The sequence below is a fragment of the Agriterribacter humi genome, from assembly GCF_009192765.1.
GTDB lineage: Bacteria > Bacteroidota > Bacteroidia > Chitinophagales > Chitinophagaceae > Agriterribacter > Agriterribacter humi.
In genome coordinates, this window is the sequence record NZ_VOHQ01000012.1 from 55,707 (window position 1) to 71,261 (window position 15,555).

Sequence of the window (15,555 nt, forward strand, 5' to 3'; positions counted from 1 at the left end):
ACAAAACTACAGTGCACTGTACCTTATTACAAGCCTATATAGGCTATACATTGCTTATTGCCGGTAAAAGACCGGTTTAAGCCGGTAAAAAAACTGCCCCGGTACAAAAGCAACCAAAAAGCAAAAACGAAAGCCAAATAAATTTCAAATCTTAAATTTCAAATTATAAATTTCTCCTCCCCAACTCCTATCTTTGCGGCAAATTTCATGTGACCATGTCATTAAAATGCCTAAAGTCCTTATTGGTAGCGGTTTTCAGTATATGTATATGCTTTTATCATAATGCATCTTTTGCACAAAATGCAGATACGAATCAGGTTACTGAACAGCACCACAATACGGATCAAAAAGAAGAGGGAGATTTTGATGTTGCAGGTACTATTTTGGATCATATACGGGATGACCATAGCTGGCATTTATGGGGACATACTTCTGTACATCTGCCTGTTATTTTAAAAACAGATAAAGGGTTTGAGGTGTTTTCTTCTTCCCGGTTATCAGATGAGCATCATCAACCGGTGGTTTATAATGGTAATTATCCATACAAACAGATTGACGGAAAAATTAAAGTAATGAATGCCGATGGCAGTATTAATGCGGAAGCTTCCAAAAAAGTTTTTGACATTTCCATTACCAAGAATGTAGTGTCTATGTTTATTACTGTTTTTCTACTCATCTTTGTTTTTCTTGGTGTAGCAAAAGCATATAAAAAAGCAGGCGTAACATCTGCACCCAAAGGATTTCAGTCGTTTATTGAGCCTATTATACTTTTTATACGGGATGAAGTAGCCATACCGTATTTAGGGGAAAGACATGTAAGATTTTTACCCTATTTATTAACGATATTCTTTTTTATCTGGATCAATAACTTACTGGGCCTGGTCCCATTTTTCCCCGGGGGCGCCAATGTAAGCGGCAATATCGCTTTCACGCTCACCCTTGCCCTGTTCACTTTTGTAATAGTAAATATTAACGGCAAGAAGGATTACTGGAGACATATTTTCTGGATGCCTGGCTTATCTACAGGTATGAAGATATTTTTAATGCCTATTGAATTATTAGGTGTATTTATTAAACCCATTTCGCTTACCATCCGGTTATTTGCGAACATGACAGCCGGGCACATCCTGGTATTAAGTTTAATTTCCCTGGTCTTTATATTTAAAGCCGTATCAGCTTCTGCCATGGCGGTTCCTTTTACGGTTTTTATCAGTGTTATTGAATTGCTGGTCGGCTTTATACAGGCTTTTATTTTTGCGATGTTATCGGCTTTATATATAGGAATGGCAATTGAGGAACATCATGAACAGGACCTGGTATTATAATCGTTTTTATTCACTTTTAAATATTAAAAAATGGTAGTAGGAAGTGTTGCTGCAATAGGTGCTGGTTTAGCGGCTATCGGTGCAGGTATCGGTATTGGTCAGATCGGTAAAGGCGCTGTTGAAGGTATTGCCCGTCAACCGGAAGCTGCCAATGAAATCCGTACCAACATGATCGTTGCTGCGGCGTTGGTAGAAGCTGTATCATTATTTGCGGTGGTTGTTGCCCTGCTTGGCAATGGCTAAACAATTTTCATTTTGTACAGACCTTTAGCACAGGGCGAAGAGGTCTGTACCTTTAACGTAAACTTTTATTAAGCATAAAGCATATCATATGTTATTAGAAATAAATCCCCTGGTGCTTCCCGACCCCGGTTTAATGATCTGGTCAACGCTGGCATTCCTGATCCTGCTGTTTGTATTAGGCAAATTTGCATGGAAACCAATTATGAAAGCCATTAGTGAAAGAGAACAGGGGATCAATGATTCTTTAGCTACCGCCGAAAAAGTAAGAGCGGAAATGGCGCAGCTAAAAAGCGATAACGAAATATTACTGGTGCAGGCCCGTGAAGAAAGAGCGCAGATATTAAAGGAAGCCAAAGAAATAAAGGACAAAATGATCAATGAGGCTAAAGAGCAGGCTAAAGAAGCAGCAGGTAAAATTATGGCAGATACGCAGCAAGCCATTGAAAACCAGAAAATGGCCGCTTTAATTGATCTGAAGAACCAGGTGGGCAATATGGTGGTAGAAGTTTCAGAAAAAATATTGCGCCGCGAATTATCGAATAAGCCGGAACAGGAGAATTATATAAAGCAATTAACCAACGAAATAAAGCTGAACTAAATTTTGAGTTCAGGAATGAAAAGATGATCTGACAGCGTCATTCCAAATCTCAAATTTCAAATCTCAAATCATTCTAATGCTCCAACCACGTTTAGCCGGAAGATATGCCAAAAGTTTGATTGATTTAGCTGCAGAGCAAAATCAGTTAGAAAAGGTATATGCCGATATGATTTTTTTACAATCTGTTTGCAGGCAAAGTCGTGAGTTTGTAACGCTCATGCGCAGCCCTGTAATAAACGCAGACAAAAAAAACAGTATTGTAGATGCCATTACCAAAGATAAAGTGGAAGGTCTTACTTCAGCGTTTAATAAATTATTGATACGAAAAGGAAGGGAAAGCATCCTGCCTGAAATCGTAAATGCATTTATTGACCAGTACAATACCATAAAAGGCATTCACAAAGTTAAATTGGCCACAGCAGAACCTATAAGCGAAGAACTGAAGAAAGCAATTGAGTACAAATTAAAAACGGATGCAGCACTTCCAACAATAGAATTGGAAACGGTTGTAAAAGAAGAGCTTATAGGAGGTTTTGTACTGGAATTCGATAACAAATTAGTAGACGCCAGCATATTGAGGGATTTAAAAGATATTCAAAAGCAGTTCCGGAGCAATATTTACGTAAAGAATATCAGGTAAGCAATTCTGAAAATGGCAAAGCATGTTTTTAATATAAAAATTGATTAACAACAATATAAACTAAAGGATATGGCAGAAATTAAGCCCGATGAAATAAGTGCGATACTGCGCCAGCAGTTAAGCAATTTTAATGCAGGCGCCGACCTGGAAGAAGTGGGTACGGTATTACAGGTTGGAGATGGTATTGCGCGTATTTATGGCTTAAACAATGTACGTGCCGGTGAACTGGTTGAATTCGACAATGGCGTTAAAGCCGTGGCTTTGAACCTTGAAGAAGATAATGTGGGTGTGGTATTGATGGGTGAATCATCGGAAATTAAAGAAGGGCATAAAGTAAAAAGAACCGGAAGTATAGCTTCATTGAAAGTAGGTGAAGGATTGGTTGGGCGTGTAATTAACGTATTGGGAGACCCCATAGATGGCAAAGGACCCGTTACAGGCGAGTTGTTTGAAATGCCGCTGGAGCGCAAGGCGCCCGGTGTCATTTACCGGGAACCGGTAAAGGAACCGCTGCAAACAGGTATCAAAGCTATTGACGCTATGATCCCTATCGGCCGTGGTCAGCGTGAGCTGATCATCGGCGACCGCCAAACTGGTAAAACTGCCATTGCTGTTGATACTATTATCAATCAAAGAGAATTTTACCAGGCAGGCAAGCCGGTATTTTGTATATATGTGGCGTGCGGACAAAAAGCCTCTACCATAGCCAACGTTATGAAAACACTGGAAGACAATGGGGCTATGGAATATACGGTAATTGTAGCGGCTTCGGCCTCCGATCCTGCACCACAACAATTCTTTGCCCCGTATGCAGGAGCGGCAATAGGCGAATTTTTCCGCGATACGGGCCGCCCTGCGTTGATCATATATGATGATTTGAGTAAGCAGGCAGTAGCATACCGCGAAGTATCTTTGCTGCTTCGTCGCCCGCCGGGCCGCGAAGCTTATCCCGGTGATGTATTTTATCTCCACAGCCGTTTGCTGGAACGTGCTGCAAAAGTGATCAGCGATGATGCAGTAGCAAAAAACATGAATGACGTACCCGACAGCATTAAACACCTTATTAAAGGCGGTGGATCTTTAACTGCGCTTCCTATTATTGAAACGCAGGCTGGAGATGTATCGGCATATATCCCTACTAACGTTATTTCCATTACAGACGGCCAGATTTTCCTTGAATCGAACCTCTTTAATGCAGGTATTCGCCCTGCTATTAACGTGGGCATTTCCGTTAGCCGTGTGGGTGGTAATGCCCAGATCAAATCCATGAAAAAAGTAGCGGGAACGCTTAAGCTCGACCAGGCCTTATACCGTGAAATGGAGGCTTTCTCTAAATTCGGCGGCGATCTGGATGCGGCTACCAAATTAGTGCTTGATAAAGGCGCCCGTAACGTGGAAATCCTTAAACAGGCGCAGTATTCTCCTTTCCCTGTTGAAAAACAGGTAGCCATCATCTACCTGGGTACCCAGGGATTGTTAAGAGATGTGCCTGTAAATAAAGTAAAAGAGTTCGAAGAGTTATTCCTGATAGAAATGGAAAATAAGTTACCTGATGTACTTAATGAATTCAAAAGAGGAAATCTCCCTGATGAAGGCATTAAGAAAATGACGGAAATAGCGAAAGCAGTTATGTCGAGATATAAGTAAAAATAAATTCGCCTCACAGGCAAACAGCCCCGGTAAGTGCTACCGGGGCTGTTTGCATTTTATGTACTTCTGAACAATAACACTTTATATACTTTGATTGACCCGGCAACGTTATAGTATAGCAGAGTTAAGAGTATTCACTTACTTGTGTTGATATATGATAATTGAGAGAAAATTTTAGTCGAAGGAAAGTGCAGATACATCGAATAGTAAAAACATAAGTGATTACACGTAGTAGCTTTGTTCCAGAAGGATCATTTTCAGGTAATCCAAACTTGTGATAGCCATAAACCCTGGCAATATGAAAATACATTTCTACACTTCTCAAAAATCCTGGTGGCAAAATAGTTTGATGGTTATCATCCTGTTAACCTGTACTAAGGGCTATACACAACCTCCTACTACATTTCCTGCTACAGGTTCATTCCCGGTAAGTGTGGGAAGACCTTGCGGAGGAGGCACTACTACATGGTCCGCACATGTATTTAAATATAATGGGCTTACTACTACTTTAAGTGATTTTGAAAATTGTATTCCTAATCTCCAGGGACCAGGATTCAGCATTTATGGGGCCGGCATTTCATTTAACCCGGCAGACCATATGCTTTATTATTACAGATATACCGGCGGTGATACATATGTTTGGCGCTGGAAACCCGGTAGCGGGTGTCCACCAAAAACCGCTGTTTTCCAAAAATATGATAACAAAGCAATTCTTGGGTTTGCATTCGATCCTAATGGTTTGTGTTACCAGCTAATATTTACCGGGTCTTCTCCATATGGTATTGCATTGAGAACAGTTGACTTTTCTAATGGCACTTTCGGCCCTCAAAAAAATATTTCACTGCCTTCAGGAGTAACAATCACTCAACAGTCGGGCGATTTAACATTAACACCTGATGGAAAAATGCTGATGGTTTGGGACAGAAAGTATATTACGGTAAACTATCAGGATTATGCAACTCCCAACCCTTTACAGGCAACCCTGATCGCCAGTTTATCAGGCAGTCAGATCGTAGGTCTCAATTTTGCTGAGGGTAAACTCATTGCAGCAGATGCCAATAATACATACTGGGATCTCAATATCCTTACCGGAGCTAAAACGCCTATCACACAATCACCCTGCTACCAGAGTAATGACCTTACCGAAGTAATTTCGGGTATCGGAGTCGCCAAAAAACTTTCTTCTGCAACTCCAACAGGTACCCCGGGTCAATATAATTTAAGTTATGATATTACGGTAAAAAATTTCGGAGGATGGGATATAACCAATGTTCAGGTTGCTGAAATACTTAGAGGATCGGCCTCCGCTGGCGCACCATTTACCTTAGCCAATAGTCCCACCAATGTTGCTGTTACTTTGATTGATAATCCAGCGGGAGTAGTACTTAATAGCGCCTATAATGGTACCACAAATACCAGTTTATTGGCCGCGGGTCAGGTTTTGCCCAACTTTCCCGTAGCCAATAATTATTTCACCATACGCGTGTCTTTTCGTGTAAGCAATATTGTAATCGGTAAGGTTTATAATAATAGTGCAAGAGCAACGGGAACTGGCTATGCCGGCGTAAGCCTGGAAGATATTTCTACCAATGGAGATAATCCGGATTTAAATAATAACTCCAAACCAGATGATCCGGGGGAAAATCAACCCACTCCATTTGTTATTTTAACCACTGCTGAGATGCCTCCTTGTGAAGCTTTAAATAAAATAATATATAAACAGGAATTCGCAACAGGATCCGGACTTGCAACAGCCATTCCCGCCGCAACAGGTTCTGCCGGAACGGCGGCGACGGACTATACAGGGGGCACCTTGCAGCCATTAGATGTAGAACAATATGCACTGACCGCTAACGCTAATAATGGTAATACAGCACACTGGATAAGCCTTGCTGATCATACTGGTGGAGGGAGGATGATGGTAGTGAATGCCGATGTAAAATCAAATAAGGTTTACAGTGATAAAATAAATATATCCTGTGGCAATTTGAAATATTCCTTATTCGCCTTTGTTTCCAATATCAGCAATTCTGCGTATGGCACTTTTTGCGATGCATTTGGTGGAATAATAAAACCTAAATTAATATTTACAGTTCGTGATGCATCTAACGGCAATATCATTACCAATCTTACTACACCTGAAATCACAAGTGGTGCATGGACACAATACGGAATGAAATTCGTAATGCCTGCCGGCATAAGCCAGATCATCATTGAAATTACCAATGCCGCTCCCGGTGGTTGCGGTAATGACCTGGCGATAGACGATATACAGTTTGGATTGTGTGATCCTACACCTACAGTGTCGGTTAACAATACCGCTGGTTGCACAAATGGTATAACAACATTCAGTGCCGCACTGAGCGATCCAACAGTGATTTCCGGTACCCTCGAATATCAATGGCAGGTAAGCACGGATAATTCTACATGGACGGATATTTCAGGTGCAAACAGTGTAGATTATACCATCAATCCGGTGCAGCCTTCAGATATTGGTAAATACTATCGTGTAATTGTAGCCGCTGCCGGAAGTATTAATAATGTCAATTGCCGGTATACATCCAACAGTTTCGAGCTCACAGCTAAAACGCTGTCAACCGCACCAACAGGTATTGACGCATCACCGGCTCAAACCACCTGCCCGGGCAATGCTGTAAACCTTACAGTACAAGGTGGATTACTGGGTACCAACGCGGTATGGAGATGGTACAGGAACAGTTGTGGCGACACGCTTATCGGCACCGGAAATATGATCTCCGTACTGCCGTCTGCTACTACAACCTATTATGTAAGGGCGGAAGGCGATTGTAACATTACTTCATGCGCCCAGGTAACTATAAATGTTATACCCTGCGTTATTTTGCCCGTTGACTTCCTTCAATTCAGCGCGGTACAACGTGCTCATGCAATTGATCTGGACTGGAGGATTATTACATCAGAGCAAATCAGTCATTTTGAAGTAGAGCGGTCGGAAAATGGAAATAATTTTAATAAAATAGGTACGGTAACCAGTTCTGTTCCGCAAAACACAGCCGTAAGATTTACCTACCAGGATGCTGACCCTGATGTTAACAGCAATATCATATATTATCGTATTAAGGTTATAAGTAAAGATGGTGTAAGTAAATACAGCAATATTCTTACCGTAAGAATTTCTGCACAAACCAACGGGAAATTAAAGATCAGCCCTAATCCTGCCTCATCCTCCATAAATATCAGTTTCTACTCCGCATTACGCGGCGCAATGGAACTTCAGATACTGGACATGACAGGTAAATTAGTATTGCGCGAACAAAGGACAGTGGAATCGGGCCAAAACAGTATTACACTTAACCAGCTAAGCCGCCTGAGTGAAGGTGTATATACCATCCTTATTCATACCAGCGACAGGTGGGAAAGAGAGCGTATCGTTATCAGGCGATAAAATTATTACAACTATATATCCTCCTTTAACAGGGGGATTTTTTTTAAAATTTGGTTTATAATATAAACTACTTTATACAATAAATCTGCAATTGTGAGAATATTAATTTTTTCCGGTTTTCTTCTATTTGGTTTTCATCAACAGCGCACGGACAATCTGTAATTTCAGGAAAAATAAAGGATAACAAGGGTAAGCCTGTAGCTGGCGCCAGTATCACTTTAAAAGATACTTATGAGGTGCCACTTAATGCAAAGCTGGTGTTTGATAAACGACTCAGGGGGATTTCGGTGTTGCGGTTTGGTAGGGAATATAATTACAGCAATGATAAAACAGGTTATACCAAGCAACACATTACATCGCCCAGTATGAGAGCGTAACAGACAAAACAACTTTCAGAGCAGAGATATTCTATAAAAAATATAAGGGTCTTATAAAAACCGATATGATCAATCCCAACCAGCAGGTTGCAGTAAATAATAATGGCTATGGTGACGCAAAAGGCATTTAATTTTTTTGAAACTTGACCCTGATAATCCCAGGTTATACTATTTGCAGGCAGCCGGGTATGTATAAATCCATCATTGAAGAAGGTATGTTTAAAGACTTAGACCCTATATTACATTCACAAATTAGGCTGGCAGTGATTTCACTACTGATAGGTGTGAAAGAAGCTGACTTCACATTTTTAAGAGAAAAAACAAGGGCAACGGCAGGGAACCTGAGCGTACAAATTCAAAAACTAAAAGAGGCCGGATATATTGATGTGGTTAAACAGTTCAAAGATAATTACCCCCAAACTTTATGTAAAATAACAGCAAAGGGTAAACAGGCCTTTGAAGAATATGTATCAGTGCTTCAGGATTATGTAGGCAAAAAGAAACAAAATAAATCAGTGTAAAATGATAGTGAATCAACCCTTTTCTCCTGTTTCTTCTTTCCTTATTATCTTCGTTATATGACCAGAAAGCAACTTTCAGAACATATCAAAACCCAATCATCTTATCTGTGTGTAGGGTTAGACACAGATATCAATAAAATCCCCAGGCATCTTTTATCACATGCCGACCCGGTTTTTGAATTTAATAAACAAATCATTGACGCTACCAAAGACTTTTGCGTGAGCTACAAAATAAACACCGCCTTTTATGAAAGCCAGGGTATCAGGGGGTGGGAAGCCATGGAAAAAACGGTAAACTATATTCCTTCCACTCATTTTACCATAGCCGACGCAAAACGGGGAGATATTGGCAATACATCATCGGAGTATGCAAAAGCGTTTTTTGAAGTTTTGAACTTTGATGCTATTACCGTTGCGCCATACATGGGTGAAGACAGCGTAAGACCTTTCCTGGAATATAAAAATAAATGGACTATCGTGTTAGGGCTTACCTCCAACCCGGGAGCGAAAGATTTTGAGCTACAGCAAACGGGCAAAGAAAGATTGTACGAAAAAGTATTGCGAACTGTAGCCGGATGGGGATCAACAGAAAACCTCATGTTTGTAATTGGCGCCACCCAGCCCGAAGAATTCATCAATATCCGTAATATACTTCCCGATCACTTTTTTCTCGTTCCCGGCGTAGGTTTCCAGGGGGGCAGCCTGAAAGAAATTTCTGAAAAAGCGATGAATAAAGATTGTGGCATTCTGATAAATGTTTCCCGGGCAATTATTTTTGCCAGTGAAAAAGAAGATTTCGCATTAGAGGCAAAAGCAATCGCAGCACAATATCAACAGGAGATGAGCGGGTATATAAAGTAAAAAAGCGCAACCATCTTAGCTGCGCTATATAGATATATTTTTATTTTTTACCCGTGAGAATATTTATAAGCTGAATAATCCCCCATTATCTTCGGAAGGAGATGAAGGAAGTTCTGCAGGAGGCGGAGTTGCAGGTTCTGTAACCGGAGCAACTACTGGTTTTTTAGCCGGAGTTTTCTTTTTAGGCGCTGCTTTTTTTACCGCTTTCTTAACGGGCGCCTTTTTAGCAGGTGCTTTCTTTTTAGGCGCTGCTTTTTTAGCAGGCGCTTTCTTTTTGGGGGCCGCTTTTTTTACAGCCTTTTTAGCAGGTGCTTTCTTTTTAGGGGCAGCTTTTTTAGCTGCTTTTTTTGCAGGCGCTTTCTTTTTAGGAGCCGCTTTTTTTATTGCTTTCTTAGCAGGGGCCTTTTTTTTAGGTGCAGCTTTCTTTGAAGCACTTTTTTTCTTTGCTTTAGCCATGATTGTTGGAATTTATTGTGTTTGAAGAAGTGATTTATTGATGCAGAAAATTAGGCAATAATATTTATAATACTAAAAAACATGCTTATTTTTTTTGTAATCACATACAAAATCATGTGGTATTTAATAACCAGCTATCCGCTCTGCGCTTTCCCAACCCGGTGGAGCGCTTAGGTTATACACTGCATCCGGACAACAATATTGAACAATCACCTTCTTCAATAAAAATGCCGGCAATACCCTGCAAAAGATGTTCCTTCAAATACATAGGCACGATAATAATTCTTTTATAACTTACAGCCGGGGCTCCAAAATAGCCCAATGCCAGTTCAATGGGGTGATTTACATTGTATATGTTACCTTCAGGAGAAGCGGGCAATGGATCGAAAATGCTTCCCGTTCTGGTGGTTTGCTCATCAGCGTCTACGCTCAAAGAATCAATAACCGGAACAGGTAAAATGGTTTCAGATTTTGACTGAAATACAGTTCCGCCAGGCAGTTATATTGTCAGGTGATATGTATATCAGGTGTGACAGCTAAAGATATCCAAATATGTTTACAGAGGAGTAGTAAAAAAACACAGAAGCGTGGAGACACGGTATATAATATATAATGGCCGTGTCCGGGGGCTTCTGTGATTCAAAAAATATGACTTTAGTAAGTCTTACACCCCGGATTACAGATTAGGCTGAGGAGTATAACGCAAATAAGGTTTCACAATTTTTACGCCTTTAGGGAATTTCTTTTCCGCATCTTCATTAGAAATAGCGGGAGAAATGATCACATCTTCGGTTGGCTTCCAGTCTGCCGGAGTTGATACACTATAGTTACTGGTCAATTGCAGCGAATCAATAACGCGCAATACTTCATGAAAATTCCGTCCGGTTGATGCAGGATAGGTGATCGTAAGCTTCACTTTTTTATCCGGTCCTATTACAAATAAAGAACGTACAGTAAAGTTTTCAGATGCATTGGGATGAATCATTCCATAAGCGGTAGCTACTTTCTTTTCAGGATCTGCAATAAGCGGGAATTTAACATCGGTATTTTGTGTTTCATTGATGTCTTTCACCCATCCAATATGCTTATCCAGCGGATCAACACTTACAGCCAGTACTTTTACATTGCGCTTTGCAAATTCTTCCTGCAACAAAGCTGTTTTGCCCAGTTCGGTAGTGCATACGGGGGTAAAATCAGCAGGATGAGAAAACAAAACTCCCCAGCTATCGCCAAGAAATTCGTAAAAATCAATTTTGCCCACAGTTGTTTCAGCGGTAAAATTTGGTGCAATATCACCTAAACGCAAACTCATAATAGATCATTTAAAGGTTATAAAAAGGATTACAAATATATTGTTTTCCTACCAGCTTAGTAGACTATGGGGTTAAAAAAATATTAAATTGTACGTGCCCGGGATATGGCATTCTTCCCAAACCTGCCTTTAACAGCATCTATAGCCTTATACAAACCTGTTTTCTTTTCAGTGTTTTCAAAAAGATTGGTTTGCCTGGCTTCGCCGGTTAGCTCACTCAACCGCACACCCAGTAAACGTACAGGCTGCCCTTTCCGGTAAAGTTTATAAAAAAGATCTTTGGCTGCCGGAATAAGTTCGTCATCATAACAAGTATACGAAATAGCCATCTGGCGTGATGTGGTCTCAAAATCAGGGTACCTGATCTTTACGGCAATACAACCCGCCATTTTATCATCCTGCCGCAATTCATAGGATACACGCTCTGTCATCCGCACCAGTTCACTCATAATAAAATCCATATCGGTACTGCTTGTTTCAAAAGTACTTTCAGTAGAAACAGACTTGGCTTCATGATAAGGAATCACTTCTCCATGGTGAATACCGTGCGCTTTGTTCCAGAGTTCCAACCCATAATTGCCTAAAAAGAATTCCATGTCGGCCGGTTTCCTGGAAGCAACATCACCAATAGTTTGTATCCCCATGGTCAGCAAATGCTGGTAAGTTTGCGTGCCTATACCGGGTATGGTGTTTACCGGTAAAGGAGATAAAAACTCCTTTCCCATATCCGGCCCCACCTGCATGTAACCGTTAGGCTTGGCCTCGTTGGTGGCAATTTTGGCAATCATTTTATTGGCTGCCAGTGCAAAGGAAATAGGCAACCCTGTTTTATCAATAATTTCCTGCCTCAAATCAATGGTCCATTGCCAGGGATTAAAATACTTATCCATGCCGGTAAGATCAAGATAAAATTCATCAATAGACGCTTTTTCAAACAAGGGAGCTTTTGCCGCAATAATTTCTGTAACCCACCTGGAATATCTGCTGTATTCACCCCTGGTTCCTTTTATCACTGTGGCCTGGGGACATAACCGCATAGCTGTAGCCATTGGCATTGCAGAATGGATACCATATTTACGGGCTTCATAGCTGCAGGCAGCTACTACTCCCCTTTCTTTGCTTCCTCCCACGATCAATGGCTTTCCTTTCAGAGAAGGATCGTTGATACATTCCACAGACACAAAAAATGCATCCAGATCAAAATGTGCTATAGTGCGTATTTGAGACATTTCAGGGATATATGCAATTTACTGAATTCGCAACAATATAGCTGCTGCTATACCAGCAGTTTCCGTTCTCAGGCGGGTATTACCAAGGCTCACAGGTTTAAACTGATGATGCAATGCCATATCAATTTCTGCAGGGCTAAAATCGCCTTCAGGACCTATACAGATGATCTTATCCCTGGCAAGCGCTGATCCGGTAAGTATATGTTTCTCTGTATCCAGGCAATGGGCAATATATTTATTACCACTACCAGCCTTGCTAATCCATTCTTTAAAGTGCACAGGTTCTGTCAATTCGGGCAACCAGCTCTGCTGGCTTTGTAACATGGCACTAACCACAATACTTTTCATTCTTTCATAACGAAAATGGCTCCTTTCTGTTCTTTCGCAGATCAGGGGAACAACCGAATTAATACCCGTTTCCGTGGCTTTTTCAAGAAACCATTCAAACCGAGATGCGTTTTTAAGCAACGAGATTGCTATTGTAATCCGAGGTTGCTGCGCCGGAACATCTGCTTCGTTTTCAATATACACAGTGCATCCATTTTTATGTTGCTCCTCTATAACGCCTATACATTTTTGGCCCTTCCCATTCGTAACACAAAGCCTTTCACCAGTCTTCATACGCAATACCTGGTTCACATGCCTGGCAGTGGCATCATCCAACTCAACTACAGCACCGGCAGAAGATGTATATTCAGTATAAAAAAAAGGAAGCGGCATAACGCATATATTTCATGCAAATAAAACAAAGATTACGCTTCCGCTCATAAAAAAAGCTTCCCATAACGGAAAGCCTATTGAAGGATTCATCATCCAACCTCAAATATGTAAATATGCATATACTATTTTGCCACGTTAAGCGTGAAACGACAGACGCGAAACTTAACTTGAGAATCTGACATCTGGCGCGTGCCTGCGGCAGGCAGGTTTCTCTTCTCACGTATAAATGAGGCAAAATATTTTACACAACATTATATTATACTTTAAAACGGCGCCTCATCATCAAACTGCCCGTCATTCATTTTGCTCCCTTTTTGTATAAACAAGCGGGCGTTATTATCTCCATCTTCACCGGGCACAGGTTTCCAGTTGCCTTTGGGTATTCCCATACCGCCAAAATCGTCACTCTCCATCTCTGTAAATTTTTGAATATGTAATAAGGCCCTTAGCTTAATGGTTTCGAGAGAGCCGTTACGGTGTTTGGCTATCCGAACATGTGTTTCGCCTTTATTGCTTTCACCAAATTCGTTTGCGGTAATATTGTAATATTCCGGGCGGTATAAAAACATTACCATGTCGGCATCCTGCTCAATAGCGCCCGATTCCCTCAGGTCACTCAACTGTGGCATTTTATCTCCTTCCTTACGCTTTTCAACCTCACGGCTTAACTGGCTCAACGCAATAATAGGTATACCCAGTTCTTTTGCTAACCCTTTCAGGTTCCTTGAAATGGTACTGATTTCCTGTTCGCGGTTGGAACTGCGTTTATCGCCCGTACCGCTCATTAACTGTAAATAATCAATAATAACCAGGCTTACATTATGCTTGTTTTTTAAACGCCTGCATTTGGCCCTCAATTCAAAAATATTAAGCGCAGGTGTATCATCTATGAAAATGGGGGCATTCTGCAAACGTTGTATACCATTACGGTACAACTGCTGCATTTCATGTTCTTCCATTTTACCACGGGCAATTTTTTCAAGCCATATTTCACTTTCGGCACTTAAAATACGCTGCACCAATTGTCCGGCGCTCATTTCAAGACTAAAAAAAGCAATAGGTGTGGGTTTGGTGGCATGAAGGGCGGCATTACGTGCAAGGTTAAGTGCAAAAGCTGTTTTACCTACCGATGGACGGGCGGCCAAAATAACAAGATCCGTAGGCTGCCATCCGTATGTTATGCGGTCTAAAGAAGGGAACCCGCTTGGTACGCCGGTTATGTCTTCCTGCCGGCTGCGCATATCCTCTATGCGTTGTATGGTTTTTACCAATACCGTATCAATGCTGTCGAAGTTTTTACGGAGGTGATTATTCGTAATTTCAAAAAGCTTGCTTTCTGCCTCGTCCAGCAAATCAAATACATCAATGGAGTCTTCATATGCATCGCTGATCACTTCCCCGCTGATACGGATCAGGTCGCGCTGAATGAATTTTTGCAGTATGATGCGGGAATGGGTTTCTACGTTTGCAGAAGATACTACTGCATTGGTAAGTTTGGTTACATAATATGGGCCGCCTACCAGCTCCAGTTCTTCTTTGGTTCTTAACTCTTCCACTACCGTAAGCAGGTCAATAGGCATACTTTTCTGTGCCAGGTTTTGCATTGCACGGAAAATACGCTGGTGGGCGTCTACATAAAAACATTCGGGTTTTAATATTTCAACTACGGCATCAAAAGCAGGTTTCTCCAGCATAATGGCTCCCAACACTGCTTCTTCCAGGTCACGGGCCTGAGGCGGTACCTTACCATATACCATTGAGCTTAAATCGAGTGAACTTTTTCTGCGGGTTTTACGGTCTTTATTGAGATTAGTAAGATGATCCATTAAAGTCTTTTATATAGGGTGATATATCGTTGTTTGCCTGCCTGCCAACAGTATAATAACCCTTTCCATACAACCTGCATTCTTCACTTTCCCTAATGAGCCAAATTGTAATTGATTATGCTGTGCTCCCGTAGATATGACGCTAATGTTAATGCATTATTACCGGAATGTTACCAACTGTGTCAGGAAGGCGAATTTAATACCATTGATTTTTGATAACCAAATTACAGCTCCACTTTTTTTTATTAATTTATACCAACATGCTTTTACACATGTTGAGTGGGCTTTTCCACCATTATTTTTCATTTATACACAATTTACCGAAAAATTGTTGCCAATAACGGAAATAATACACACCCATTGTGCTAAACAA

General features: G+C 41.0%; 14 protein-coding genes. 8 read left to right on the forward strand and 6 right to left on the reverse strand.

Annotated elements, in window-relative coordinates; translation table 11 throughout:
• Positions 1 to 215 precede the first annotated feature (215 nt).
• The 8 genes from atpB to pyrF all read left to right on the forward strand — a co-directional run bounded on the left by atpB (position 216) and on the right by pyrF (position 9,639).
• Complete coding sequence (gene atpB / locus FRX45_RS18050; protein ID WP_152269872.1) at positions 216 to 1,325, forward strand: F0F1 ATP synthase subunit A; 1,110 nt, start codon at positions 216 to 218, stop codon at positions 1,323 to 1,325.
• A 30-nt stretch (positions 1,326 to 1,355) separates the two neighbouring features.
• Positions 1,356 to 1,568 carry an ATP synthase F0 subunit C gene (gene atpE / locus FRX45_RS18055; RefSeq protein ID WP_152269873.1) on the forward strand — a complete coding sequence of 71 codons (213 nt, stop codon included), beginning with the start codon at positions 1,356 to 1,358 and terminating at the stop codon, positions 1,566 to 1,568.
• Positions 1,569 to 1,656: 88 nt separating this feature from the next.
• Positions 1,657 to 2,166 carry a F0F1 ATP synthase subunit B gene (gene atpF, locus FRX45_RS18060; protein WP_152269874.1) on the forward strand — a complete coding sequence of 170 codons (510 nt, stop codon included), beginning with the start codon at positions 1,657 to 1,659 and terminating at the stop codon, positions 2,164 to 2,166.
• Between the two features lie 76 nt (positions 2,167 to 2,242).
• Positions 2,243 to 2,806 carry an ATP synthase F1 subunit delta gene (atpH, locus tag FRX45_RS18065; protein ID WP_152269875.1) on the forward strand — a complete coding sequence of 188 codons (564 nt, stop codon included), beginning with the start codon at positions 2,243 to 2,245 and terminating at the stop codon, positions 2,804 to 2,806.
• Between the two features lie 69 nt (positions 2,807 to 2,875).
• Positions 2,876 to 4,453, forward strand: a complete 1,578-nt coding sequence (atpA, locus tag FRX45_RS18070) for a F0F1 ATP synthase subunit alpha (RefSeq protein WP_152269876.1) — start codon at positions 2,876 to 2,878, stop codon at positions 4,451 to 4,453.
• Between the two features lie 301 nt (positions 4,454 to 4,754).
• Positions 4,755 to 7,880, forward strand: coding sequence for an Ig-like domain-containing protein (locus tag FRX45_RS18075; RefSeq protein WP_152269877.1), 3,126 nt, complete (start codon positions 4,755 to 4,757; stop codon positions 7,878 to 7,880).
• Positions 7,881 to 8,445: 565 nt separating this feature from the next.
• A complete protein-coding gene (locus tag FRX45_RS18080; protein WP_226805444.1) occupies positions 8,446 to 8,778 on the forward strand; it encodes a winged helix-turn-helix domain-containing protein in 333 nt (110 codons plus the stop codon).
• Positions 8,779 to 8,835: 57 nt separating this feature from the next.
• A complete protein-coding gene (gene pyrF, locus FRX45_RS18085) occupies positions 8,836 to 9,639 on the forward strand; it encodes an orotidine-5'-phosphate decarboxylase (protein WP_152269878.1) in 804 nt (267 codons plus the stop codon).
• 63 nt (positions 9,640 to 9,702) lie between these two features.
• Here pyrF and FRX45_RS18090 read toward each other — a convergent pair whose 3' ends face one another.
• The 6 genes from FRX45_RS18090 to dnaB all read right to left on the reverse strand — a co-directional run bounded on the left by FRX45_RS18090 (position 9,703) and on the right by dnaB (position 15,182).
• Positions 9,703 to 10,095: a histone gene (locus FRX45_RS18090; protein ID WP_152269879.1), complete on the reverse strand. Its 393-nt coding sequence runs from the start codon at positions 10,093 to 10,095 to the stop codon at positions 9,703 to 9,705.
• A 175-nt stretch (positions 10,096 to 10,270) separates the two neighbouring features.
• Complete coding sequence (locus FRX45_RS18095; RefSeq protein ID WP_152269880.1) at positions 10,271 to 10,528, reverse strand: hypothetical protein; 258 nt, start codon at positions 10,526 to 10,528, stop codon at positions 10,271 to 10,273.
• A 243-nt stretch (positions 10,529 to 10,771) separates the two neighbouring features.
• The gene (locus tag FRX45_RS18100) at positions 10,772 to 11,407 is read right to left on the reverse strand and encodes a peroxiredoxin (protein WP_152269881.1); all 636 of its coding nucleotides are present in this window, start codon (positions 11,405 to 11,407) and stop codon (positions 10,772 to 10,774) included.
• A gap of 83 nt (positions 11,408 to 11,490) precedes the next feature.
• Entirely contained in the window at positions 11,491 to 12,636 is a 1,146-nt protein-coding gene (gene dinB, locus FRX45_RS18105; RefSeq protein ID WP_152269882.1) for a DNA polymerase IV, read from the reverse strand.
• Positions 12,637 to 12,654: 18 nt separating this feature from the next.
• Positions 12,655 to 13,356, reverse strand: a complete 702-nt coding sequence (locus FRX45_RS18110) for an RsmE family RNA methyltransferase (protein ID WP_152269883.1) — start codon at positions 13,354 to 13,356, stop codon at positions 12,655 to 12,657.
• A gap of 263 nt (positions 13,357 to 13,619) precedes the next feature.
• Complete coding sequence (dnaB, locus tag FRX45_RS18115; RefSeq protein ID WP_152269884.1) at positions 13,620 to 15,182, reverse strand: replicative DNA helicase; 1,563 nt, start codon at positions 15,180 to 15,182, stop codon at positions 13,620 to 13,622.
• Between the last annotated feature and the right edge of the window lie 373 nt (positions 15,183 to 15,555).